At 62.9% G+C, this 24,553-nt stretch carries 18 protein-coding genes; 10 read left to right on the top strand and 8 right to left on the bottom strand.

Going from position 1 to position 24,553, the window contains the following annotated elements; all coding sequences use genetic code 11:
* Positions 1–101 precede the first annotated feature (101 nt).
* The gene (locus tag FGM15_10895; protein MBU3666365.1) at positions 102–749 is read right to left on the bottom strand and encodes a response regulator transcription factor; all 648 of its coding nucleotides are present in this window, start codon (positions 747–749) and stop codon (positions 102–104) included.
* 225 nt (positions 750–974) lie between these two features.
* On the opposite strand from FGM15_10895, the gene FGM15_10890 reads away from it, so the two are divergent.
* The 5 genes from FGM15_10890 to FGM15_10870 all read left to right on the top strand — a co-directional run bounded on the left by FGM15_10890 (position 975) and on the right by FGM15_10870 (position 7,821).
* Positions 975–1,673 (top strand): hypothetical protein, encoded by a 699-nt coding sequence (locus tag FGM15_10890; protein MBU3666364.1) that lies wholly within the window; start codon positions 975–977, stop codon positions 1,671–1,673.
* A 53-nt stretch (positions 1,674–1,726) separates the two neighbouring features.
* Entirely contained in the window at positions 1,727–2,395 is a 669-nt protein-coding gene (locus tag FGM15_10885; GenBank protein ID MBU3666363.1) for a hypothetical protein, read from the top strand.
* Between the two features lie 59 nt (positions 2,396–2,454).
* A complete protein-coding gene (locus tag FGM15_10880; GenBank protein ID MBU3666362.1) occupies positions 2,455–4,260 on the top strand; it encodes a hypothetical protein in 1,806 nt (601 codons plus the stop codon).
* Positions 4,261–4,282: 22 nt separating this feature from the next.
* Positions 4,283–6,979, top strand: coding sequence for a tetratricopeptide repeat protein (locus tag FGM15_10875; GenBank protein MBU3666361.1), 2,697 nt, complete (start codon positions 4,283–4,285; stop codon positions 6,977–6,979).
* A gap of 137 nt (positions 6,980–7,116) precedes the next feature.
* Positions 7,117–7,821: a hypothetical protein gene (locus FGM15_10870; GenBank protein MBU3666360.1), complete on the top strand. Its 705-nt coding sequence runs from the start codon at positions 7,117–7,119 to the stop codon at positions 7,819–7,821.
* 15 nt (positions 7,822–7,836) lie between these two features.
* Here FGM15_10870 and mgtA read toward each other — a convergent pair whose 3' ends face one another.
* Positions 7,837–10,356, bottom strand: a complete 2,520-nt coding sequence (gene mgtA / locus FGM15_10865; protein ID MBU3666359.1) for a magnesium-translocating P-type ATPase — start codon at positions 10,354–10,356, stop codon at positions 7,837–7,839.
* 326 nt (positions 10,357–10,682) lie between these two features.
* On the opposite strand from mgtA, the gene FGM15_10860 reads away from it, so the two are divergent.
* Together FGM15_10860 and FGM15_10855 are read left to right on the top strand one after the other, a co-directional pair.
* Positions 10,683–12,497 carry a hypothetical protein gene (locus FGM15_10860; protein ID MBU3666358.1) on the top strand — a complete coding sequence of 605 codons (1,815 nt, stop codon included), beginning with the start codon at positions 10,683–10,685 and terminating at the stop codon, positions 12,495–12,497.
* Positions 12,498–12,563: 66 nt separating this feature from the next.
* Complete coding sequence (locus FGM15_10855; GenBank protein ID MBU3666357.1) at positions 12,564–12,980, top strand: YjbQ family protein; 417 nt, start codon at positions 12,564–12,566, stop codon at positions 12,978–12,980.
* Between the two features lie 3 nt (positions 12,981–12,983).
* On the opposite strand, the gene FGM15_10850 is transcribed toward FGM15_10855, so the two are convergent.
* Complete coding sequence (locus FGM15_10850) at positions 12,984–13,904, bottom strand: polyphosphate kinase 2 family protein (GenBank protein MBU3666356.1); 921 nt, start codon at positions 13,902–13,904, stop codon at positions 12,984–12,986.
* Between the two features lie 107 nt (positions 13,905–14,011).
* Here FGM15_10850 and FGM15_10845 point away from each other — a divergent pair, with 107 nt between their 5' ends.
* A complete protein-coding gene (locus FGM15_10845; GenBank protein MBU3666355.1) occupies positions 14,012–15,535 on the top strand; it encodes a hypothetical protein in 1,524 nt (507 codons plus the stop codon).
* Entirely contained in the window at positions 15,532–16,548 is a 1,017-nt protein-coding gene (locus FGM15_10840) for a hypothetical protein (GenBank protein ID MBU3666354.1), read from the top strand. The genes FGM15_10845 and FGM15_10840 overlap by 4 nt, the downstream gene beginning before the upstream one ends.
* 8 nt (positions 16,549–16,556) lie before the next feature.
* On the opposite strand, the gene FGM15_10835 is transcribed toward FGM15_10840, so the two are convergent.
* The 4 genes from FGM15_10835 to FGM15_10820 all read right to left on the bottom strand — a co-directional run bounded on the left by FGM15_10835 (position 16,557) and on the right by FGM15_10820 (position 20,533).
* Complete coding sequence (locus tag FGM15_10835) at positions 16,557–17,813, bottom strand: carbohydrate porin (GenBank protein MBU3666353.1); 1,257 nt, start codon at positions 17,811–17,813, stop codon at positions 16,557–16,559.
* Between the two features lie 16 nt (positions 17,814–17,829).
* On the bottom strand, positions 17,830–18,222 hold the full coding sequence (crcB, locus tag FGM15_10830; GenBank protein MBU3666352.1) for a fluoride efflux transporter CrcB: 393 nt from the start codon (positions 18,220–18,222) through the stop codon (positions 17,830–17,832).
* A gap of 65 nt (positions 18,223–18,287) precedes the next feature.
* Positions 18,288–19,601, bottom strand: coding sequence for an MFS transporter (locus FGM15_10825; protein MBU3666351.1), 1,314 nt, complete (start codon positions 19,599–19,601; stop codon positions 18,288–18,290).
* Between the two features lie 50 nt (positions 19,602–19,651).
* Positions 19,652–20,533 carry a haloacid dehalogenase-like hydrolase gene (locus FGM15_10820; protein ID MBU3666350.1) on the bottom strand — a complete coding sequence of 294 codons (882 nt, stop codon included), beginning with the start codon at positions 20,531–20,533 and terminating at the stop codon, positions 19,652–19,654.
* Between the two features lie 84 nt (positions 20,534–20,617).
* On the opposite strand from FGM15_10820, the gene FGM15_10815 reads away from it, so the two are divergent.
* Positions 20,618–23,275, top strand: a complete 2,658-nt coding sequence (locus FGM15_10815; GenBank protein MBU3666349.1) for an ATP-dependent DNA ligase — start codon at positions 20,618–20,620, stop codon at positions 23,273–23,275.
* Positions 23,276–23,317: 42 nt separating this feature from the next.
* Here FGM15_10815 and FGM15_10810 read toward each other — a convergent pair whose 3' ends face one another.
* Positions 23,318–24,511, bottom strand: coding sequence for a GIY-YIG nuclease family protein (locus FGM15_10810; protein MBU3666348.1), 1,194 nt, complete (start codon positions 24,509–24,511; stop codon positions 23,318–23,320).
* Positions 24,512–24,553 lie beyond the last annotated feature (42 nt).

Genomic DNA, 24,553 nt, shown 5'->3' with positions numbered 1-24,553 from the left:
AAAAAGGAAAAAAAGATACACGGTCGGCTGGGCCAGCCGACCCTACCATGGGGGAAATTGTTTTTCCGGTAGGGACGGCTGGCCTCAGCGGTCCGTCTGCCTTACCCCTGCGCGGGAAAGGTCTGGCGCTGCTCGATGGCGCGGCGGGCGAGTTCGTTGCCGGTCGTGCCGAGCTTCACCGCCAGGCGTTTGCGGTGCTCGTGCACGGTGTGTTCGGAGATATGCAGGCGCTGGCCGATTTCCTTGCTTGAGAGCCCTTCGCCCATCAGGGCGAAGATCTCGCCCTCGCGCGAAGTGAGCGGTTTGTGGGCAAAGATCTTTTCCCCGCGGCGCACCACCGACGGCCGGGCGGCGCCCAGCACGTCCTCGATCTGCACACGCAGCGCGGTGAAGGTGTCATTCTTGCTCACCACGGCTTGCAGGCTCTTGTCGAGCCAGCGGGGGCAGACGAACTCCGCCGCCTTACCCGAGACAATGATGACGCGCGCGTCCGGGTTGACTTGCAGCAGGAGTTCGGCCACGTCGAGTCCGCTGCCGTCGGCCAGAACCAAGTCGAGCACGAGAAGATCCGGCCGGTGTTTTGCGCAGCACGCCTTGCCCTCGGCCACGCTGCGCGCCGTGCCCACCACGCGCAGGCCGCCATGCATGTTGAGCACGGCGCCGAGAATCTCGAGAAAGAGCCCTTGGTCCTCCACGACGACGCAGTGGAGTTCACCGGTCTTTTCGCGCTCTGTGGAGGGCCTGTCCATGCGGATAATTACAGCGCGGTTCTCAGCGCGCAACGGGGGCAGTCTTCGCCTTTCCCGCCAAGCCGACAAGTCCCCTCCGCAGGGTAATCGGGCTCCCCGGCAAATTACCCTCTCAAGGGGACTACCGCCGATTCGCGATTTGCGTCACAGTTGCTGAGGCAAGAGCAACTTTCTTGCGCCCTGCACCTCCCCTCAATTCCACCATCCCTCCAAATCCCAACGACTATGACAAAGTCCAAATTCACCACCAAACAATCCGCGCGCCTCGGCGCTTATTTCGCGGCCGGCGTGGGCGCTTCGTTCGCCGCCACGTCCAACTCCGACGCTGCGATCGTCAACATCGGCATCGGCACCGGCCCTGGCGAATTCAACATGGGCGGAACCAACGCGGGAGTCTCTCTCAATAGTGTTATAAACTTCTACAATTTCCCTTTCGCCGGAGGGGGAACGATGAACGCCTACAACTTTCCGGCCACTTGGATGGGCTTGGCCGCTGCAGGTGGTCTCTACTTGGCCATTGATGGCGGAAATACCTCGCCGCGCAACTTCTCCAGCAACACATTAATCGACGGCTCCGCAACATGGAGCAGTCATTTCTGGGAGACGTTGTTCCGATACACCTTTTACGACACCACTGTCGCCCCTGATTTCGGCCCGGGCAGCTACATAGGGTTCCGCAATTACTTCGCCGACACCTACGGCTGGCTGGAAGTCACATGGTCGAGCACGGCGAACGAGTTTCAGATTCTCTCCGGTGCCTATGAGGAGCAACCCGGTGTGGGCATCTTGGCTGGCGCCCGCGCACCCATCCCGGAACCAGTTCCCGAACCCGGCACATGGGCGGCGGCAGCGTTGCTTGCCGGAGGTGCGGCCTTCGCCCGTTGGCGCAAACGCCGCGACGAAGCGCAGAAAGAAGCCGCTTGATGCGTCCTCCCCGAAACCCTATCACCTCAACCAAACCTCAAAACCCAAACTTTATGACAAAAACCAAATACACCCTAGTTGCCCTTCTGGCATTGTGCGGAATGGCGCGCGCCGAGTTGCTCTTGACCTTCAAGCAGACGGGCGCAGATGTCACCGCGACTCTCAGCGGCACCCTCGGCGGGGCATGGGGATCCCCTGCGGTAGTGACCCCCAACCCAAGCGAAGTTTACATCAGTGCGTATGGAGGTTGGTCATCGTACAGTGCGGTGACACTGGCCTACGGAGCCTCCACCAACTACGTCAATAATGACTCATACCAGCTCTTTAGTGGAGTTTCGTCGACGTCCCCGTTCACCAGTCTTTCTGGCTCGTTTCTGTCCGGCGGGGTGTTGCAACCTGGCTCCCCCTTGGATTACGTGTATTTCGATGTCGCCGCCGATTGGTTGTGGCTGTCACTGGAGTCTGGAGTAACCGACCTCGGCACCAACACGATCGTCTGGAGCAACAAGTCACTCTCCGATTTCTTCGCGACGGGGGCGCCTTTTCAAACCGACATCGTCAACGCTTCCAGCCAGAAATACATGACACTGGAGATCGGCGAATTCGCGCCCGCAGCCGTGCCGGAGCCCGGCACTTGGGCGGCGGCAGCGTTGCTTGCTGGAGGAGCAACCTTCGCCGGTTGGCGCAAGCGCCGCAGCGAGACGCAGAAAGAAGCCGCTTGATCCGTTCACGGCGCGATTGATTTGCCAAACACCCGCACGCAAGTGCGGGTGTTTTCACAATGCCGAACGAGCAACCAAATATTCTGGCCCGCGCCGCTTCCTCGACGGCGGATTTTTTCATCCGCTGGTGGCGCGAGGCGACGGGGCCGATCCGACGCAGCCAGCACCGGACGTATTTTCGCGCCATCCTCCGCCGCGTCATGCTTTGGGTGCCGGTCTTGGTGCTGGCGTTGATCGTTTTCGGTGCGGTCGGCTTTTATCTCCTCAGCGGCTGGCGGGCGCGCGACCTCACGGCCAAGGCGCTGGACAATGCGGAGGCGGGCCAAGCGCGGTTCGCGCGATTGCAAATCGCCTCGGCCATGAACTTGCGGCCCTCGGACCCGGCCGTGAAGCGCGCGGCCGCGCTCATTGAAAGCCGTCTGGGCAACCCGAACGCGGTGGCGATGTGGGAGGAGATGGCCGGAGGCGAGGCGCTCTCGGCCGATGAGATCGATGCGCGGGCGGAGGTCATGGCCCTGCACGGCAACGACGAGCAATTTGCCGCGGCCATCGCCGCACTGGAAGCGCAAGGCGGAACCGTGCGTGCGGCCGAGTTGCGTTCCCAACGCAGCGTGCGCGGCGGGAACTTGGAGCAGGCCGTGGCGGAAGCGCGCGCCGCGGCGACGGCAAAGGACGAACCGCGTTTGCGCCTGCAACTCCTGCAACTGCTCGCCGCGCGGTATGGGCCGCTGATGCCGGGGCCGCGGCGCGGTGGGCCGCAGGACCTGGCCGCGGCGAACGAAATGGCCGGTCTCATCGACGGGTTGATCGACAGCCCGGCGGCGGATGACGCGCTGGCCCTGGGATTGGGGGCCGCGTATTTCCCCGACGACAAAAAATCCGCGTGGGCGGCCGCCGCGTGGCGCAACGCACAGGCATCGAATCCGGCGCTGTTGCCGGCAGCGGAATTTCTCGCCGTGAGCGGCGCGGAAACTCCCGAGGCGTTGCGCAACAAGTTGAACTTGATTTTTATCGGTGCGCCGCTGCCCCAGCAGGCCGAGTTTGCACGGTGGATGTTGCGCCGCGGGATGACCGATCAAGTCTTGATCACCGCGTCCGCCGCGGAAGCCGCGCAGGACGAAGGCATCTTCGGCGTGCGTGCGGCGGCCCTGGCCAATCTCGGCCGGTGGGATGAACTCTACAAATTGGCCGCGGCCCCGAGCCAGGCACCCAACGCCATGCGTCTCCTCGCCCAGGCCCGCGCCGCCCGTGAACTCGGCCGCCGCAGCGAGGAAGCCGAACTGGCCCGCACTGCCCTGCGCGGCGCCCTGCGCGAGGGACGCTTGGTGCCCGCCATCCGCGTGGCCGACGCACAGGACTTGCAACCGGTGGCCGACGAGGTCTTGATCGAACTGTGCGGCGACTCCGCTGCGGCCGACAACGTCTTCCGTTTGGCCCGCGATCGTTTCGGACGCGGCGGGCAATTCGCCAAGCTCGACCAAGCTTTCGTCGCCGCCCGCCAAGCCGCGCCCTCCGCCACCTCCGTGTTGGCTTACGAACGCTACAGTCAATTGCTCAACGGCGGGGGCATCGATCCGTCCGTCACCGCCGAAGCGCTCGCCGCCAATCCCAAGGACGTGGACGCGCGTTTCAACCACGCGCTGGCTTTGCTCAAGGCGGGGCGGGGCAAGGAAGCGGCGGCGGTGTTCGACGACTTCGATGTCGTAGCCGGCTACTTGCGTCCCGGCCTGCGGGCCGTGAGCGCGGCCTTGCTGGACGCCCAAGGCAATCCGAGTGCGTTCGTGGTGGCCCGTCGCATCAATCCCGACCTGCTCACGCCCGGGGAATACGCCCTCATCGCTCCGCTGCGCAACGCAGGGCGGTGAAAGCGGGATTTACCCTCCGCTCATGAGCCGCAAACGTCTTCTCCTTGTCGGATGGGATTCCGCCGATTGGAAGATCATGCATCCGTTGATCGATGCAGGGCATTTGCCCGGCTTGGCGCGGTTGGTCGAGGCGGGGACGAGCGGCAACATCACTACGCTCGAGCCGCAGCTTTCGCCGATGCTCTGGACGTCGATCGCCACAGGCAAGATGGCCTACCACCACGGCGTGCCGGGTTTCACCGAGGTGGACCCGCGGAGCAAAGCGGTCGTGCCGGTCTCGGCAGCCACGCGCCGTTGCCGCACGGTGTGGGAAATACTCGCCGAGCGCGGACTGCGCAGCCACGTGGTCAGCTGGTTCGCCACGCAGGGCGAACGCGACCTGCCGGGCAAGGTGGTGTCGAACATGTTCTGCCACGTGAAGCCGAAGGGGCCCGAACAAGCGCCGTCCGACTGGCCTCCGCCGCCGCCCGGCACCTACTGGCCGCCGGAGTTGGACAAGGAACTCAACGAACTGCGCGTCAGTCCGCACGATGTCGATCCCGATCAAGTGATCCGTCTTTTCGTGCCGGAGGGGGATAAGGTCGACCAAGACAAAGACAAGCGTCTCTGGATGCTGGCGGGCAAGTTGGCCGAGACGTTTTCCGCGCACAACGCGGCCGTGCATTTGCTCGAGACCGATCCGGATTGGGATTTCTTCGCCGTCTACTACCGCGCGATCGACGAAATCTGCCACCTGTTCATGCCGTATCATCCGCCGAAGATGGACGGTGTGCCCGAGGCCGATTTCGAGATGTATCGCCATGTCGTCGTGGGCGCCTACCGGCTGCACGACCTGATGCTGCAGCGGTTGCTGCAGTTGGCCGGACCCGACACGCCGGTCATGCTGGTCTCCGACCACGGCTTCCACAGTGATCACCTGCGTCCGAAGTTCACCCCGCGCGTCCCCGCCGGCATCACGGTGTGGCACCGTCCGCAGGGATCGTTCATTGCCAGCGGTCCGGGTTTCCAAAAGGACGAACTGCTCTTCGGCGCGCGTCTGCTCGATGTGACGCCGACCATCCTGCACCACTTCGGCCTGCCGGTCGGCGACGACATGGAAGGCCGCGTGCTCGAGGAAATTTTCACGGAGAAACGTCCGGCGCAGACCGTGCCGACGTGGGAAAAGCCGGAGGGCGCGGCCAAGGCGCGCGCCGACCTAGGCGACGATGCCAACAAGGCCCTGCTCGAGCAATTCGTGGCCCTCGGCTACATCGATGAAATTCCCGACGATCCGGGGCAGGCTGTCGCCGGCACCGAGCGCGAGAACAATTGGAACATGGCTCGCGCCGCGATGCATGGCGGACGCCATGACATGGCGCTGCCGCTGCTGGAGGATTGTTTCCACGCCGTGCCCTCGCGCACCGACTTCGCGCAGATGCTGGCCCGCTGCCAATTGCAACTCGGACTGCTCGACGAAGCATCAGCCACCATCGATCGGGCCTTGGAAAGTTTTGCCGCCACCGAACGGGCGCAATTGATCAAAGCCTCCATCGCCATCCAAAAAGAAGACTACGCGTCCGCCTTGGCCGCGCTGGAAATCGTGCGCGAGAAAGATCCGGACGACATCCAGCTCCAACTCATGCTGGCGCAAAGCTACACGGCCCTGCGCCGCTGGGACGAGGCCGAAGCCGCCGCGCGCAAAGTGCTCTCCGCCGATCCGCACAATGCGCAAGCCCTGCTCACGCTGACGCGCCTGCATCTGCACCGGGAACAATCGTCGGAGGCGATGGACACCGCCCTCGAAGCCATCGGCCTGCAATACGGCAATCCACTCGGGCATTTCCTCCTCGGCGCCGCGCTGGCCCAGCTCGGGCGATGGGAGCAAGCGGAGCGTCCGTTGCTCAATTGCCTGCGGCTCGACCCGCAATTTTTCCGCGCCTACCGCCTGCTCTCCCGCGTCTACCGCACCCTCGACCGTCCGGACCAAGCGGCCGCCGTCGAAGCGCAGGCCCGTATGCAGCGCCAGTTGGTCGAGGAAAAGCAGCGCACGCAACTCGCGGTGACGCGGCGGGAATTTGCCGCCCGGCAGGCGGTGCGCGCCGAGCAGGACAAAATCAAGCAGGCCGAAATCGACCGCCGCAAAGCCGAATACGACGCCATCGAGCCGATGGATTTTCTTCTCGTCTCCGGCCTCCCGCGCTCCGGCACTTCGCTCATGATGCAGATCCTGCAAGCCGGCGGCATCCCGCTCATGACCGACGGACAACGTGCCGCCGACGAAGACAACCCAGAAGGCTATTGGGAGTGGGAAGAAATCAAGAAGCTCCCGAAAGATCCGCGAATCCTCGAGAAAGCCCAAGGCAAGGCGGTCAAAGTGATCTCCGCGCTGCTCCCCGCGTTGCCCGGCAAGCACCGCTACAAAATCATCTACATGACGCGGCCGGTGTCGCAGGTCATCGATTCGCAGTGGGCCATGCTGGCGCGGCAGGGCAAGGCACCGCGTTCCGAAAAACAGCACCTCATCGAAACGCAGGAACACCACAGCCGCCAAATCCGCGAAGCCATGCAAAAAAGCGAACGCGTCGAGTTGCTCGAAGTGAGCTATCCCGACCTCGTTGCCGACCCCGTCGCGACGATCGCCAAAATTGCGGATTTTATTGGCGAATCATTCAAGAACGGCCCCCAAGTCGCTGCCTGCGTGAAACCCAACCTCCACCGGCAGAGGGCGAAAGTTTCCTAAGCAACAAAGCGCTATTTACTCTGCGACACCCGCGCGGCGATGCGCGGGTGTTTTGTTTCTGCGGACACCTGCGTCCAGGGAGTGGGTGACTTTGCGAGGCTCGAGCTTATGATGCGCGCTGTGAGATTGGCCTGCGCATGCAATCTATGATCGGCCGCCTTGTTGGTTCCCTCGGCCTGCAAATGGACGAGGTGAGTCTCCGGGAGAAAATGGTCTCTTCGCTGGGTGGACTCGTCTCCATAGCGGTTGTGCTGGTGGTTTGCCGCGCCGCGTTGGGCACGCCGGATGCCTTTTTTCTCATACCGTCCATGGGCGCGACAGCGGTGCTTCTTTTTGCCATTCCCCACGGGCAATTGTCGCAACCGTGGCCGGTGATCGGAGGGCATCTGGTCTCCGCATTGATCGGTGTGACTTGTGCGCTGTGGATTCCACTCCTGCCGTTGGCGGCGGGATGCGCTGTCGCGTTGTCGATCGCCGCGATGCATTTTCTCAAATGCATCCACCCGCCGGGTGGCGCCACAGCTCTCACCGCAGTGGTCGGAGGCGAGGTCGTAAGGACGCTCGGCTATTCCTTTGTATGGTTCCCCGTGGGGCTAAATGCGGTGCTGATGGTGATGATCGCTGTCGCTTTCGGAATGGCCTTTGATGGACGAAGGTATCCTCACCGCCCGCAGGCGAAGAGAAGCGAGCCGGCGGCGGCAGGTATTTCCCATGAAGCGGTCATAGCTGCGGTGCGGGGTATGGACACCTTCATCGATGTTTCCGAGCAGGACTTGCTTGAGCTGCACCGGAGATTGCTGGCTGAACAGCGGCTCAAACCGGATGCCGGTAGAAGCGAATAATTCCCTGCGCCGCAGTCATGTCTCGCGTTTCTTCCCGCGATGTTTTGCGCCGCCGAAGAGGCGGTGCTTGGTGGCCTCGCTCGCGGCGACGTAGAGGACGGTGACGACCAAGATCAGCGCCGCGCCCCGCAGCGGAAGAGGCTGCAATGCGAAGAGCGGCCCCGGCGGCGTGCAAGGCAGAGCGAAAGCGAGCAAAGTCACCAGGACGATGGCCGATCCGAGAATGAGCGACGGCGCGCTGCGGTAAAGAGGCCGTTGTGTGCGGATGACGAGGATAATGTAAAGTTCCGTGAGCAGCGATTCGGTGAACCATGCCGTGCGGAAAAGTTCCGGCGCCGCCTTGAGCGCAAAGACGAGCACAGCGAAGAGCAGGAAATCGAAGGCCGAGCTGATCAAACCGAAAACAAGCATGAACCGCTTCGTTTCGCGCATGCTCCAGCGATGCGGCCTCGCCACCTGTTCGCGGTCGACCTTGTCCGTGGCGATGGCGAGCGCGGGAAGATCGGAGAGAAAGTTGTTGAGCAGGATCTGTTTCGGCAGCAAAGGAAGAAACGGGAGGAAAAGCGAGGCTCCGGCCATGCTCAGCATGTTTCCGAAATTCGCGCTGGTCGTGATGTGGATGTATTTGAGCGTGTTTCCCAGCGTGATACGCCCGTTGCGGATGCCCTGCGCGACGACTTTCAAATCATGCCGCAGAAGAACGACATCCGCCGTGTCGCGGGCCACATCAACCGCGCTGTCCACCGAAATGCCGACATCGGCTGCGCGCAGCGCCCCCGCGTCGTTGATCCCGTCGCCCATGTAGCCGGTGACCTCGCCGGCACGCCGCAGAGCGAGAAGGATGCGCTCTTTGTCGTGCGGTTCCACTTCCGCGAATATGCGGCACCCGCGCACCCGCCGCACGAGAGCGCTTTCGCTCATTGTCCGCAGTTGATTGGCCGTGATGATGTGATTGGGATCGATCCCCATCTGGCGCGCGAGCCGCCCGGCGGCGAGACGGTTGTCCCCGGTGACCAGCGTGAACTTCACGCCCAGACCGGCCAATTCACTGACTACCGCGGCGGCATCGTGCTTGGGCGGATCCTCGAAAAGCACGAATCCTTCGAACGCCATCTCGGCCTCGTCCGCTTTGTCGATCACCGGATCACCGGTCACGTCGCGCGTGGCGAGGGCGATGACGCGGTAACCCTCGCCGCAGTAGTCCTCGAAGCGACGCCGCAGGCCTTCCGACGCTTCAGCGACCGGCGTCTCGCCCTCCGGCGTGCGCACGGACCGGCAAATGGAAAGAACGTGGTCGAACGCCCCTTTGGTCACAAGCACGGCACGCGTGTCGCCGCGTTTCCCCGCCACAATGCTCAGCCTCTTGCGGATAAAGTCATAGGGAACTTCGTCCAGTTTTTCCCATTTTCCTGTATCGACGCGTTTGTCCGCGCGCAGCGCCTGGTCGATCGGGTTGGGAAAGCCGGTTTCGAAGGCGGCGTTGAGCACCGCGTATTCCAGAACGGAAGGCGAAGTTTTGCCCTGCGCATCGACCGCATCGCGAAAGCGGACACGACCCTCGGTGAGCGTGCCGGTTTTGTCCGAGCACAAAACGGTCATGCTCCCGAAGTTCTCGAGCGACGCCAACCGCCGAACGATCACGTGTTCCCGCGCCATTTTTTGGGCGCCGCGGGAGAGTGTGATGGTCACGATGGCCGGCATGAGTTCCGGCGCCAACCCCACGGCCAACGCGAGGGCGAAGAGGAACGATTCCATGACCGGCCGGTCGAGGACGACGTTGATCGCGAAGATGGCCAGCACCAGCCAGAGGGTGATCTGGATGAGCATCTGACCGAAGCGACGCAGCCCTTTGTCGAACTCCGTTTCCGCGCGGTGCGCCTTGAGTTCCTGCGCAAGCGACCCCCACTCGGTGTTGGCTCCGGTCTTGAGGACGAGCACGCGCGCCGTGCCGCTGACCACGTGCGTTCCCTCGTAAACGCGCACAGCGCGGTCTTGCCCGGCATCCGGCCAGGAGCGCTTTTCCGCGGGGAAGCTTTCGCCGGAGAGCGAAGATTCGTCGACGTAAAGATCTTTGCTCTCGAGGATCACCCCATCGCCCGGCACCGCGTCTCCGGCGGCGAGGATGGCCACATCGCCCTCCACCACGGCATCCGCACCGATCCGCACTTCGCGGCCATCCCGAAGCACATCGGACTTCGAACGCACCAGCGCGAGCAGTGCGGCGACGGCATCGGCGGCCCGGCTTTCCTGCCAGAAACCGAGGAACGTGCTCATAAAAAGAACGCCGAGCACGATCGACGCGTCGGTTTTGTCGCGGAGCGCGAGGGATAGCAACGCCGCGGCGAGAAGCAGAAGAACGAGCGGACTGCGGAACTGCCGCAGGTAAATCCGCGCCAGTTGCCACCCGCGCGACGGCCGGCCGCGATGCCGCGGATGCGCGGCGAGACGTTTGGCGGCTTCCTCCGCGGTGAGCCCTTTCCATCCCGATCCGGCTGCGGCAAAAAGTGCGTCCAAGCCGTGGGGACTGTTTGTCATGCCCTGTTTTGCGGGGCTTTCCCGCGCTGCATTTCAGTCGGGCGCGGCTTCGCAGAAGATTGCGGACTCATGGGTGATGATAAAAACCACCATAGCGTCGGCAAAGGCGCGAAGGTATGGGCTGTAATGCCCAGTGGAAACGGGCTCTCCTGCGAAACTCCCGCGCCGCGGTTCGGGCCTCGCAGAACCCGGGCTTCGGTTTCTCCTGCGGCTAACGGGAAGTGCGGCGTTTATGCGCTTGTGCAAGCGCGCGAAGCTTGCCTCAGCGACAGATCACTGTTTTCCACGCGACATCCGCACGCTAAAATGCGAGTGGTGTTTTCACGATGAGCCGCAAAAAACGAAAGATTTTTTCCCGGACGAAGTCCGCCGTGGCCGACTTCTTCGTCCGCTGGTGGCGCGAGGCGACCGGTCCGATCCGCCGCAGCCGGCATCGGACGTATTTCCGCGCGGTATTGCGCCGCGTGGTGCTGTGGACACCGGTTTTTGTGTTGGCGGCGATCATTGTGGGCGTGGTCGGGCTGCAATTTTTCATCACTTGGCGCGCAAGAGATCTGGCGCGCAAGGCAGTGGAGAGCGCGGAGGAGGGGCGTTGGCCGGCGGTGCGGGTGCAGATCAGCTCGGCCCGCAACCTGCGTCCGCAAGATCCGGCGGTGCTGCGCGCATTGGCGGTGATCGAGACAAAAATGGGCCTGCCGTCCGCGGCAAAAACGTGGGAGGAATTGCCCGATGGGATTGAACTGAGCAACGACGACCTCAAGTCCCGGGCGATGGCCATGATGCGCGGGGGCGACGAAACTCAATACACAGAAGCGCTGGCTGCTCTCGAGGAAGCCGGACTTGGAGCCGAGGCCGCCGCCCTCCGTGTGGAGCGCAATGCTTCGCGCGGAAATCTGCAACAGGCGCTCGCCGATGCCCGGGCGGCGATACAATCGGCAGACGTTCCCGCCAATCGCCTGACGTTGGCCCGCCTTCTGGCCGCACGATATGCTTTGGCGCTGCGGGTGAAGGCGGCCCAGAACAGCCCCGAAAATCTTGCAGCTTCGCAAGAAATCGCGTCCCTCGTGGATTCCTTGTTGGGCACGCCGGAAGGCGAGAAAGCCGTGGCGCTGGCTTTCGGCAGCATGCGCCCCGATCGTGAACAACGGCAACGCTGGTGCGCCGCCGCGTGGAAACGCGCCGCGCCGGATAACCCTGCTTTGCTTCCCGCCGCGACGGCGATGATCAACGCGGGCGACGCGAAGCGGGAGGAAATGAGCAACCGGCTGAAAGCCGTCTACGCAGGCGCGGAGCCGGAACGCAAGGCCTCTCTGGCCGCCTGGTTGCTCACGCAGGGTCGCGATCCGGAGAGCGCCCTCGTTTATTTGCCGGCAGCTGAAGCGACGCGCAACGCGGGTGCTTTCCTCACGCGGTGCGCCGCGCTGTCCGCTCTGGGCCGATGGGAGGAACTGCGTTTGATGGCCGAAGGGCCAGGCAGTGTGCCTCGCAGCCTGATGCTCGCGGTCGCGGCGCAGGCCAATGCCAAGCTCGGCCGCACGGCACAGGCGGAGAAGTGTGCCCAAGATGCCGTGCGCAGCTCCGCGCGCGAAGGCACGTCGGCCATGACCCTGGGGCTCCTTGATGAAGCAGGGTTCCGGCAGTTGGCCGACCAGCAGATCATCGAAATGTGCGGGGAGGCCGAGACCTCCGAACTGTCGTTCCGCGTGGCGCGCGAACGCTTCGGCCGCGGAGGACAACCAGCCAGCCTGCACGCTGCCTACGAACGCGCTCTCGCCGCCTCGCCCCATGCGGCTTCCGTCGAAGACTACGGTCGCTATGACAAACTGATGTCCGGTGCCGCTGCTGATCCGCGGGAAACCGCCGCGGCTCTGGCGACCAACCCGGCCGATGTCAATTTGCGCATGACCCACGCACTGGCTTTGCTCAAGGCTGGCCAGGCGCGCGCGGCGCTCGGTGTTTTCGACGACTTTGATATTTTCGTCGAACGAATGCCCCCCGGCCAGCAGGCGATTGCCATCGCGATCCTCGCGGCCAACGGCGAGGAATCAAAAGCACGCAATCTTGCCGCTGCCATCGATCCCAACCTCCTCGCAAAAGGCGAATACGCGCTGATCGCGCCGCTGCGCGCCGCCGGTCCGTGAAACGAATAGGACGGCATCCCTTCGTGCTAAGATGCACGTCCGCATCGCCAATAACTGAAACTGTCCATGAAATCTTTCCGCCAAGAACTGTGGTTTGAGGTGCCCGCGCGGCGCGGGCTGATCAACATCACGCCGCAGGTCGAGAACTGTCTGCGTGCCAGCGGGATCAAGGAAGGTCTGTGTCTGGTCAATGCCATGCACATCACGGCCAGTGTCTTCATCAACGACGACGAAAGCGGGTTGCACGCCGACTTCGAAAAGTGGCTCGAGAAACTCGCTCCGGAAAAACCGCACAGCCAATACCGCCACAACGGTGCGGAGGACAACGCCGACGCGCACCTCAAGCGCAGCATCATGGGGCGGGAAGTCGTCGTCGCCGTGACCAAGGGCACTCTCGACTTCGGACCGTGGGAGCAGATTTTCTACGGTGAATTCGACGGCCTGCGCCGCAAGCGCGTGCTGGTGAAAATCATCGGCGAGTAGCCGCTACTTCTCCGCCAGCAACTCTTTCTTCGCCGCGGCCAGTTCTTTCTTCTGCGCGGCGCCGATCACCGGATAGGCGAGATCGAGCGAGGCGAGTGTTTCGATGACCGCGGCGGCCACGACGAGACGGCTGAACCATTTATGGTCCGCCGGCACGACATACCACGGCGCCTCCTCGGTCGCTGTGGCGCGGATCATATCCTCGTAAACCCGCTGGTAATCGTCCCAATGAGCCCGCTCGCGCACATCGGCGGAAGAGAATTTCCAGTTTTTCTCCGGCGTTTCGATGCGCTCGAGGAAGCGTTTTTTCTGCTCATTCTTCGACACGTTGAGGAAGAATTTCCGGACAAGGATGCCGTTGCGCCCCAGATAACGCTCGAAGGCGCGTATGTCACGGTGCCTCTGGTCCCAGATTTTCTTCTTCAGCAAAGCCGGCGGCACTTTCTGTTTGTGCAGGATTTCCGGATGAACGCGGACGACAAGCACTTCCTCGTAGTAGCTGCGGTTGAAAATCCCGATGCGGCCGCGCTCGGGGACGCGCCTCGAGCAGCGCCAGAGAAAGTCGTGGTCGAGTTCCTCGCTGGTCGGGGCCTTGAACGAATGGACTTCGCAACCCTGCGGGTTGATGCCGGACATCACGTGCTTGATCACGCCATCTTTGCCCGCGGCGTCCATGGCCTGGAAGACAAGCAGCACCGCCCATTGGTCCTGCGCGTAGAGTTTGTCCTGCAGATCGGCGAGGGCGCGCACTCCGGCCGCCAGCGCTTCCTTGGAGCGCTCCTTGTCGTCGGTGCCGAAGTCGAGCGTGTCGCCGGGGTCGTGGTCGCGAAGGCGGAACTTTTTGCCGTTCGTGATGCAAAACGGCTTCGATAGACGGCGCGCCGCCCTGGCGATATGCGCGGGGCTTTTTCCTTCGAGGGGCATGACGGGAGGCTCTTTTTATCGCGTGCATCATGGCAAGAGCAAAAAGGCTGTCCGGCGTTTTGTCCTGTTTCGCCAGGTGAAATCGGGTTGAACTTCCAGCCCGAACGATGGAGACGCTTTTCAATCCGGCATGGTTGCGCTACTGGCCGGTGGCCGCCTTTTACGCGGTCGCCATCGCCGCCGGCCTCGCCTTTGCCCTGTTCCGCCGGCGGCGCGCGGAGTCCGGAGCGCCGGCTGTGCCCCGCGCGCAGATTGCCGGCTGGGTGGCGATCTCCGTGCTTCCGCCCTTGGTCTATCTCGCCGCGCTCTCATGGAAGTTCGACACGCAAGCGGCGCTTTTTTGCGCCATTATGTCGGCGACCGTGCTGGCGTGGATGTTCACCTTGGCCGACGAATATGTGCCGGTTCTTCTCGCCGTGGTGGCCACGGTGTTCAGCGGCCTCGCTCCCGCCAGGGTCGCGCTGGGGGGATTTTCATCCCCGACGCTGTTGATGTTGCTCGGTGTTTTTGCGCTCTCGGCTGTCGTCACATCTTCCGCCCTGAGCACGCGCCTGATGCTATGGTCGCTGCTCAAATTGCCCGATCGCCCATTCTGGCGGCAACTCGTCCTGCTCGCGGGCGGCTATCTGCTTTCGCCGGTGATGCCTTCAGCCAACGCCCGCATCGCCTTGCTTGTCCCGGTCTTCCGCGACATGGCCGATATCATGCGCTTGCCCGCGCGGGGTCTTGCCGTCACGGCGCTGTTCGCGGCGACTTTCGCCGGTGGAACGCTTTTCGCTCCGATGATGGCCACCAGCCGTGGCGCGAACATCGCGGCCATCGGCTTCCTGCCCGCGCAGATGCAGCCGGAATTCCTCGGTATTTTCTGGCTCGTGGCTGCGGCGGTCGCGGCAATCGTTGTCACCGCCGCGCATTTCGCGGCCATGGCCCGTGTTTTTCCCCGCGGCGAGGCCGAACGCCTCTGCGCGGACGACCTGCGGCAACGCTTGTCCGCCCTGGGGCCGATGAAAGCCGCCGAATGGATGGCCGCTTTTCTTTTCACCTTCTTTCTCTGCGGTTGTCTCACGGTCTCATGGCATCATGTTCCGCCTTCCGTGCTCGGGGGATGTGTTCTCATCGCCCTGCTGTTTTCCGGGCTTCTGACCCGCCAGGAGTTCCGCAAGAACATCGACTGGCCGATGATCGTTTTTCTTCTCGGGGTGGACAGCATTCTCCGCATCATGAACCACCTGGGCATCGGCGAGTCGCTTGGAGCCGCAAGTGCCGGACTTTTTGCCTTCGTCGGCGGCAACATCGGACTGTTCATCGTCGCCGCGCTGGCCACGACATTGGCGTTGCGGTTTGTTCTCACCGTGACGCCTTGCATGCTCACCTCGGCGATCATCCTCATGCCTGTCGCCATGTCGGGCGGGATCCATCCGTGGATCGCCATATTTCTTGCCGCGATGTTCAGCGACATATGGTTCGTCCGCTACCAGGGCACGACGGGATATTTGCAGATGTGTTCGCTCGGGTTGGACCGGCGCATCGATGAAGCTGCCTTTCTGCGCTACAACATGTGGCTGAATGCCGGGAGGCTTGCCGCGGCTTTTGCATCGATCCCGTGGTGGAAATGGCTCGGATTTCTATGAGTGCGCACTGGAGGAATTTTCTCGCCGGTGTTTTTCTCGCCGGATTCCTGTTCTTTCTCGGCCTCTTTGTCGCGGTCAAACCGCGCATTCTGGTGCTCGGCTCTTCGGCCGAGGACACTCTTTGGTCGCAAAAATTCAAGCAAGGTGCCGGGGCGGTGTTGGAGCGCAACCGCCGACCGCTTTCCGTGGAGTGGTGTTATCTCGACGTTCCGGACCGCGCATCGGGCGCGTCCGCCGTTGCCGCGGCCGAGGCCCGGCGCACGGTGGAACGGATCCGGCCCGATGTGCTCATCGCCGTGGACGACCCGGCCAATGCTTTCATCGCGCGGGAATATCCGGGCTTGGCGCTGCCGCGCATCATTTATGTCTCCATCAACGAGCTGCCCGGGCACTACGGCTACAACGGCAGGGAGAATGTTTCCGGCATCGCGGACCGCCTGCCTTTGGATGCGCTTCGCGATCTGGCCGGCGACCTGCAGCCGCGTGCATCGCGGCGCATTGCCGCCTTGGGCCTGCGCAACGAAGCTGTCATGGCGGAACTCGAACAAGTGCGCGCCTTCGACTGGTCTCCGCATCGCTTGGTGGCGTCCGATGCTGTGAGGACATTCGAGGAATGGCGGCGTTTCGTGCGGGAAAGTGGGGCCGATCTTCTCATCGTGCTCGACGCCGGCCATATGCCGCGGAGCGTGGACGACGCCGGGACCGTCTCGGGGGGCGACGTGGTCCGGTGGACGGAAGCAAATTCCAAGGCGCTCCCCGTTGGAACGGGTGTCGGCTTTGTTCCCGCGGGGGGCTCGCTGAGCTTTGCCCCGCCGCCCGACGATTACGGGGAGAAGGCGATGGAACTGGCCATCGATTGGTTGGATGACCGTGAATCGCCCGGCGCGCCACCGCCCGTGGAATCGTCAAGTTTCGAGGTGGCGATCCGCCAAGGTCTGCTCCGTGCTCGGGGATTGACCGTGCCGCCGATCTACACCGAAGCAGCGCGCGAAAACGGGACGCTGTATCCCTGAGCGGGGAGTCAGAACGAAACCGATGCGCTCATGCCGATGACGAGCGCATCCGGCACGGCGGTGCTGCCGCCCGGCTGCACGATGAATTGCACGTCGGGTTGCAACGTGAGGCACGGACTGATCTGCACCTGGTAAGTCGCCTCCAATACCATTTCGGTCCCGCGGCCGGAGCCGTCGAGCTGCGCGGCTTGCCCGGCTGAGAGTTGGGTCCAGACCAGACCGATTCCCGCCGCGTCGTCGTCGCGCCCCGCGAAAAGCCCTTCATACACGAAGCCCGTGTTGAAAAGCATCCCGACCGGACTGCGGTCCAAAGTGCCGCTGAATCCCGTGCGGTTGAACCACGACAATCCTTGCGGACAGTCCGCGCTGCATCCCGGTTCGCGCCAGATTAGTTGGTCGATGATTCCGTAGAAAAAAGAGCCGCCCCAAGCCTCGCCGGTTCCATCCACGGAATCGGGATATCCCGTGTTGAACATCACGCCGAGTTTCACCGTGCCGGGCAGCGGTGCTTTGTCATAAGCATATTGGGCTTCGCCCGCGCAAAGCAGCCCGTTCATGCGGTCGATTTTCCAGTAAAAATTCGTCGGATTCTGCGCGGGTGGCCAGACATCGCCCTGCATAATGGCTGCTTGGAATTTCCATCCGCCTCCCGGCTCGACCGACCCGTAGAGTCCCGGAGCGGCGAACGGGTAGGCGGGCGGGCCTCCGAGGCTGCCGTTGTAAAGCAGCGGCCATCCGAACGCGGCGTTGAGCATCAGGGCTGCGTTCCGGGATACGGTGAAATCGCGGTCGATGTTGAAAAGCCCCGCGCGCAGGGTCGCTACATCATCGAAAAATTTTTGCTGCAGCCACAGGTCGAGAGCTCTGAATCCGGTCGGGGCTTCGGTGCCGCTTGCGGGAAAAAGCGCGCCGGTGAGATCGGTCGTCGGGGATCCGCCCGCGATCCACACCCACGTAGTGTTGAATGACCCGCCCTTCCAACCTATCGCTTTCTCCAGATCGGCATCGAGACCGAATTGGAACAAGCCGCTGTAAGTCGCGCCGCGCTTCAACCCGCCCGTGACATTGCCCCATACCTGCGAAGTGTAAGTGGCGAAAATTTCCACTCCGCGATCCGAGAGCAGCGGCCGGTTTTTGTCCCAGTCCCCCGTAGCGTAGTCCCATTGCATCCACGGTTTTTCCGGCGCTTGCTGCACTTGCGCGGACACCGTGGCGCAGAGCACCAGTGCTCCCGTGGCGGCCAACGTTGGCAGTTTCAATGCCATGTGTTCGGTCCTTCCCTCAGCGCGGTAGCATCTCCGCCGCGCGCCATCCGGACCATACCGCGGCCACGCAGACGCACACGCTGGCCAGAACGTAGGCTGTGGCGACAAGCGGCTCGCCCCGCCGCAAAAGAAAAACCGTTTCCAGCCCGAAGGCGGAGAACGTGGTGAATCCGCCGAGCAATCCCGTGAAAAGCAAAAGGCGAAGTTGCGGCGTGAACCATTCGGAACGTTCGACAAGCCCCGACAGCAGGCCGATCACGAGACAACCTGCCGCATTCACGGCGAATGTGCTCCACGGAAACTTCGCGCCGAACGTGCGGTGGAGGATCCATCCGCCGAGCAGATAGCGGGCCACGGCTCCGGCGAATCCGCCGATGCCGACGAGCAGGATGTTGGCGGCCTGACTCATGAGGCGGTCATGCTAAGACTGCCATCGAATCCGGCCAACGGGAAAAACCGCCGCGGGACCGGGATTCAATCTCTGCCGGCAACCGGCGGGATATTGCTTCCGGCTTTTTGCGTCCAACGCAAAGCCAGCCATAACAATATGCCGCAACCCAGGAAGATTGCCGGAAGCCAGGGAAGTGACATGGCGAAAATCGAATTCTCGTCGGCGCCGGGATGCGCGGCGCGAAGGTGCGCGGTGAGTTGAGCAAAAAGGATCCCGGCGACGGCGTAGCCGAGATTGAACGCCACGCCGCGGAAACTCAAAACGGTGGCGCGGACATGCGACTCGGTCCACTGGTTGAGATAATTCGAGGTGAAAAACTGCAGGGCGGACATGGCCACGCCGAGCGGAACGACAACCCACGCTCCCCAGTAGGGCAGCGCCATCGCGGTTCCGGCGAGACCCGTGAGCACGAGAACGGCGACGACGGCGTAATTTGTCACCACGCCGCGGTGCGCAACCATGCGCTTGGCGAGCGGGGCGACCGCGAATCCGAGCAAAGCCAGACCGGAGCCGAGAAGTCCGTTGACCAGGGCCGGCAACTCGATGAGCCGGTAGTAGTTGCTGGCGAAGGTGAGGAAGATGCGCACGAAGCTGTCGATGAGGAGCGATGCGACCATGAGAAAAAGGATGCGGCGGGAGGTGAAGACACGGATGGCGCCTTCGACCACGTTTTGCCATGCGCGCCCGATCGCATGGCGTCCGCCGCGCGTATCCGTCGGCGGTTCGCGGAAGTTCAGTGCGACGACCAGGCAGAGGATCGAGGTGGCCAGCGTGGCATAGACCGGCCAGCGGACGGTGGAGCCGTCGGCGGGCGCCCATCCTGCCCATCCAAAGACCGAAGACATGAAATTCGAGTCGAAAAGCGCGGCACCGGTGATCATGGCGAGGAAAAATCCGGCGGATTTCCAGCGCATGAGCGATTCAAGCACCCGCGGCCAGGCAGTCCGTCGGTCGGCTTGCGGCAGCGAATCGTAAGCGAGCGCTTCGTCGGCCCCGCTGGCGCAGGCTTCGGCGGCGCCGCTGAGAATCCTGTTCAGCACGAGCAGCCAGAACATCCATGTGCCGCGCGGTGCGAAGGCCAAGACGGCCATTTCGGCCACCATCAACGCGGCCGCGAGGACCACGACGCGTTTGCGTCCGATGACGTCGGCCAGCGCGCCGGAGGGGATTTCCAGCACGATGATGACCACGGCCCAGACGACGTTGAGCAGGGCGTATTGCTCCAAGTTGAGGCCGAGGTCGAGGAAGAGAACGCCGATGACCGGATAGTAAAACCGCGCGTGAAAAAGAACGCGGAAAGCGACAAACAGCGGAATATTGCGGCGGAGCGACGGCATGACTGCGGAAAATCCGGCGCCACCGTCCCCGGCGGTGACACCGCTAAAACTCAATGCTTGGGCGCGCGGACGGTGGCGGACTCGATGTCCTCACGCCGGCGCGCCACGATGCTGTCGGCAATCTCGGTCACCATCTCCTCGAGGATCAGGCGCAGGTGGCTGCCCGGACGGTAATCGGCCGGCGCGATGTGCCGGACGCGGTCCGCGTGCGCGGTAAGTTGGTAGCTCTTTTTGAAACTGACGCGGGATTTGTCCTCCGGATTGTAAACCGCGATGGCGCGTCCGCCCGCGTTTTTCATCACCGTGAAGCACGGGACATCGGTGGGGCCGTCGCCCACATAGATCATGTTCTGGAAAGGCACGGGACGGAGTTCGGACGGCATGTGGTCGTTCACATCCTGGGACAAGTCGAGCATGCCCTTGTTGATGCGGAAGAGGAATTGCGTCTTCTGCGTGTGGCTGATGACACGTTTGGGGAAAGTGATGTGTCCGTCCGCGTCCTCGGCATATTCGCAACCGAAGATCCTGCGCACGTAGGGTTCGATGCGGCTTCCGACGATAAGTTCCTTCAGCCCGGAACTTACGATGTAGTGTTCGACACTGATCCCGTGCGCTTCGTGTTCCGCGGTGAGGAGCCCGCTTTTGAGTTGCTCGAACATTTCCGGGAGGCCGGGGAAAAAGCTGAGTCTGGCGCCGAGTTCGCGCAGTTGCGCGTTGGTCGGACGGTCCGGCTCGAGGTAATCGAGGAGCGCCTTCATGTAGGCCAGTTCGTTCTCGTAGCCGTGCTTCTGCACGAGGTCGCCACAGCGCTGCCAAAACTGTTTCCCGTCGATCCCGAAATGCGGGAAAATCGCCTCTTCCTGCATGTATTGCGGACTCAAGGTCTGGTCATAGTCGTAAACTATGGCAATGGTGCTTTGGGGAGCGGACATGATGTTTCGGAAAGTGCATAATAGTCCCGTGCGAAGGTGCTTCCAGCCGGTTTATTCGGGCCCATCGTGGTCGGAGCTGTTGCCATGATCGAAGTGCTCTATCGCGGCGGGGTCCATTTGCCGCATCTCGACCTGTGGCTGGATCCGGATGTTCCGCGCGGTTTCGCATTCGTGTCGCACGCGCACAGCGACCACGCGGGGCGGCACCGAGAGACAGTGCTCTCGCCGGGGACATCGAGATTGATGCGGGCGAGGATTGGTGCGTCACCGCACGAGCACGTGTTGGAGTTCGGCGCACCGGGGATGCTGCGCGGTGCCGAGTTCACCCTGCTTCCGGCGGGGCATGTGCATGGGTCCTCGCAATTGCATCTGAAAACCGGGGACGGAACTTTGCTTTACACGGGAGACTTCAAACTGCGCGCGGGCCTTTCGAGCGAGCCGATCGCATGGCGTCAGGCCGACACGCTCATCATGGAAACAACCTTCGGCAAACCGGAGTTCGTTTTTCCTCCGACGGAGCGGGTGTTGTCCGAAGTGGTGAAATTCTGCCGCGAGGCTCTGGAAGACGGTGAAGTGCCGGTGCTGCTCGGTTACTCACTGGGCAAAGCGCAGGAAATCCTCTGCGCGGTGGCGGCCGCGGGATTGAAGCCGATGCTGCACGGGGCCGTGGCCAAGCTCACGCGCATCTACCGCGAACTTGTGCCGGGGATTCCGGACTTCGCCGAATACAAGGCCTCCGGCGTTGCGGGGCACGTGCTGATTTGTCCGCCCAGCGTGCGCGGATCGCGCATGATCTCGCGCATCAAGAAACGCCGGGTGGCCATGTTGACCGGGTGGGCCATGATCCCGGGAGCGGTGCATCGTTACCAAGTGGACGCCGCATTTCCCCTCAGCGACCACGCGGGCTACGACGACCTGCTGAAATATGTCGGACTGGTGCAGCCCAAGCGCGTTCTCACCCTGCACGGCTATGCCTCCGAGTTTGCGCGCGATCTGCGCGAACGCGGCGTGGAGGCTTGGTCGCTGCTCAGCCCGGACCAGCTCGAGTTTTCCGGGTTCGTCGCACCGTCCTCTGCACGCGTGCGGGAATCCGCAGGCGCCGGCGAACAACTTCCGGAGTCGCCGTTCGGTGAATTCTGCGCGCTGGCCGAGGCGGTCGGCGCGGCAACGGGACGGTCGGCCAAAACGGCACTGCTGGCTGATTATCTGCGGATCTTGGACAATGATGATCTCCGGTGCGCCGCGACGTGGTTCACGGGGCAACCATTTGGTTCGACGGCCGGACTCGTCGCGCAAACAGGCTGGGCGGTGCTGCGCCGCGCGCTCGGGGCGGCCAGCGGCGCGTCCGAGGAGGAAGTGCGCGCCATTTCGAGGCGCTGCAACGATGCGGGGCTCGCGGCACGCGAGATCATGGCCGGCCGCGTTTCGCAAACCGCGTTCGGTCTGGACTCCGTGCAGAACTTGTTCGCCGGTCTCGCCGCCGCACGCGGTCCGGTGCGCAAGCAATCCCTTCTCGAGGAATTTTTCAAGCGCTGCAGCAGCATCGAAGCCTCTTGCGTGGTGCGGATCCTCACCGGTGACCTGCGCATCGGGTTGAAGGAAGGGCTTCTCGAGGAGGCCATAGCCAAAGCATTCGGCATGCAGCCGGACGAGGTGCGCGAAGCGGGAATGTTGCTCGGCGACACGGGGGCCTTGGCACTGGCCGCGAAAAAAGGGGAGCTGAGCACGGTCGGCCTGCGCGTTTTTCATCCCGTCAAATCCATGCTGGCCGGATCCGAGCCTGACGGTGAAGCAGTTTGGGCGCGTCTCGCCGGCGGTCGCTGCATCGTGTGGGCGGAGGACAAATACGACGGCATCCGCGCGCAGGTGCATGTGGAGGGCGGGCGCTGCGAAATTTTCTCCCGCGACCTTCGGCGCATCACCCCGCAGTTTCCCGAGATCGCACAAGCTGCGGCGAAGTTGGAAGGATCCGCCATCCTCGACGGCGAAATCCTGGCGTCGGTCGCGGGTCGGCGTCTGACCTTTTTCGATCTGCAAAAACGTCTCAACCGCCGCGAAGCGGATTTGTTTCTCACCGAGGATATCCCGGTGGAGTTCGTGGCGTTCGATGTGCTGATGCGTGGCGGTGAAACATTGCTGAAGCAGCCTTGGCGCCGGCGGCGTGAGGTTTTGGACCAACTGCCGCTGGTTCGTCCGCTTGCCATCGCGCCGGTGATGCGGTTGGAAAGCGCGGCGGCCGTGGAGGAAGTATTCCGGTCGGCCCGGGCGCGCGGAAACGAGGGGCTTGTCTGCAAAGATCCGGAAAGCGCCTACACGCCCGGGCGTCGCGGGTTGTCGTGGATCAAATTGAAAAAAGAATTTGCCACGCTCGATGTCGTCGTGACCGGCGTGGAATACGGCCACGGGCGGAGACGCGAGGTGTTGAGCGATTACACGTTTGCCGTGCGCGACGAGGAGAGCGGCGCGCTCCTGACGATCGGAAAAGCCTATTCCGGCCTCACCGACAAAGAGATCGCCGAACTGACCCCGTGGTTTCTCGAACGTGTGAGGCGTGTGAAGGGACGCCTGCACGAGGTGGAACCTGAGTTGGTCATCGAGGTCGCCTTCGACTCCATCCAGTCCAGCACGCGTCATCCGAGCGGCTTGGCGCTGCGTTTTCCGCGCATCAAGCGATTGCGCCGCGACAAGACGGTCGGCGACATCGACACTTTGCTCACGGCGCGGAAGCTCGCGGGGGTGTGATCGAAGCCAAGGCGGAGAGTGGCTCCGGATGTTCCGGGTGCGCTAAATGGGCTGTAGCCGCGCGGTTTTTTGGTCGTAGCGGTAGTTTTCGATCGTGCCGTCCACGAGCTTTTGGATTGCTTCCTCGATGACCGGCAGCGGCACGAGAAACCACTCCTTCGGTTCCACTGCAAAACCGAAGCGGTCTTTCAGCTCCAAGCCGAGGCGTCCTGGAGCAAAAAACTTGTGCAGCAGGGCTTCGAGGCGTTGGCGGTTGATGTTGGAGAGTTTGAAAGTGGCGACGATCTCAACCTCGGACAGCAGATAAGTGGGGTCTTTGGCGGCATGGGCGATGCGCCGTTTCACGTCGCCGCCCGTCACGCCGATTTTGTGGAGCACGTTGCGATTTTGCGCGACGAACGGATGCCCGGACTTGCTGCGAAGCACGTAAATGTGACCGCTGGGGAAATCCTCGCTTTCCTCCTCGGCCGAAAACAAAGGCCCCAGATCGGGTTCGCTGATGCGGCGGCTGGCTTTGTCCTTGTTCAAAGCGCGTTGCAGTGAGCGCAGCAGGAGATCGCTCTCGGTCCCGTTGTCATAAACCACGCGCAGCCGCCGGTCGGGGCGTCCGTAATCGCTGACGAAAGTCTCACCCATTTCGGCCACGAGCAGTTTTTGTCCGTCGAGGATGAACAGGTCGCCTTTTTTTACCTCGGCGTTGTCCTGGTATTTGAGGGTATGACGCTCGCCGTTTGCCAGTTGGCTTTGCACGGATTCGAAGAGCGGCCGGAAGGCGGCGAAGTCCGGGCAAGGGTTGCGTCTGGCGACTTCCTCGGCTGCTTTGATTTCCTCGCGCGGGCGCACGTGAACCAGCCGTGTGATGTCATCGGGCGCCGGCGACGCGGCCCCCAACTCGTCCAGCAGGGCGCGGTCGTCGGGTTCCTCGCGCACTCTGGCCGTGGCAACAGCCGAAGCATCGGCGAGCAGCCCGTGCTTGTCCCGATCGCGCAGCACTTCGCGGCATTCGCCCGAGGCGCGGATGCGGTCCAAACGCTCCGCATAAATCCGCTCGAAAATATCGCGGTGCTCCCCGTGTTCCGGCTTGCGTCCATGGGTCTCGAGGAAGCGTTCGACTTCCTCGAAGCCCGCGATGATGCGCAACTCGCGGTCGGATCGGCCGCCGGCAGCTTCTGTCTTGGTCTCGACGCCCAGCTCATCGAGGAGTTCGATGTCTTCGTTGGTGATGTCTTTAGCCATGGGCGGCTTTTGCTTGGGAGACTTTGTTCTGCAGGAAAGCGA

The sequence above is a fragment of the Chthoniobacterales bacterium genome, from assembly GCA_018883245.1.
GTDB lineage: Bacteria > Verrucomicrobiota > Verrucomicrobiia > Chthoniobacterales > JACTMZ01 > JACTMZ01.
Note: the sequence above shows the minus strand (reverse complement) of the source record. Positions and strands in the feature narration are given on the sequence as shown.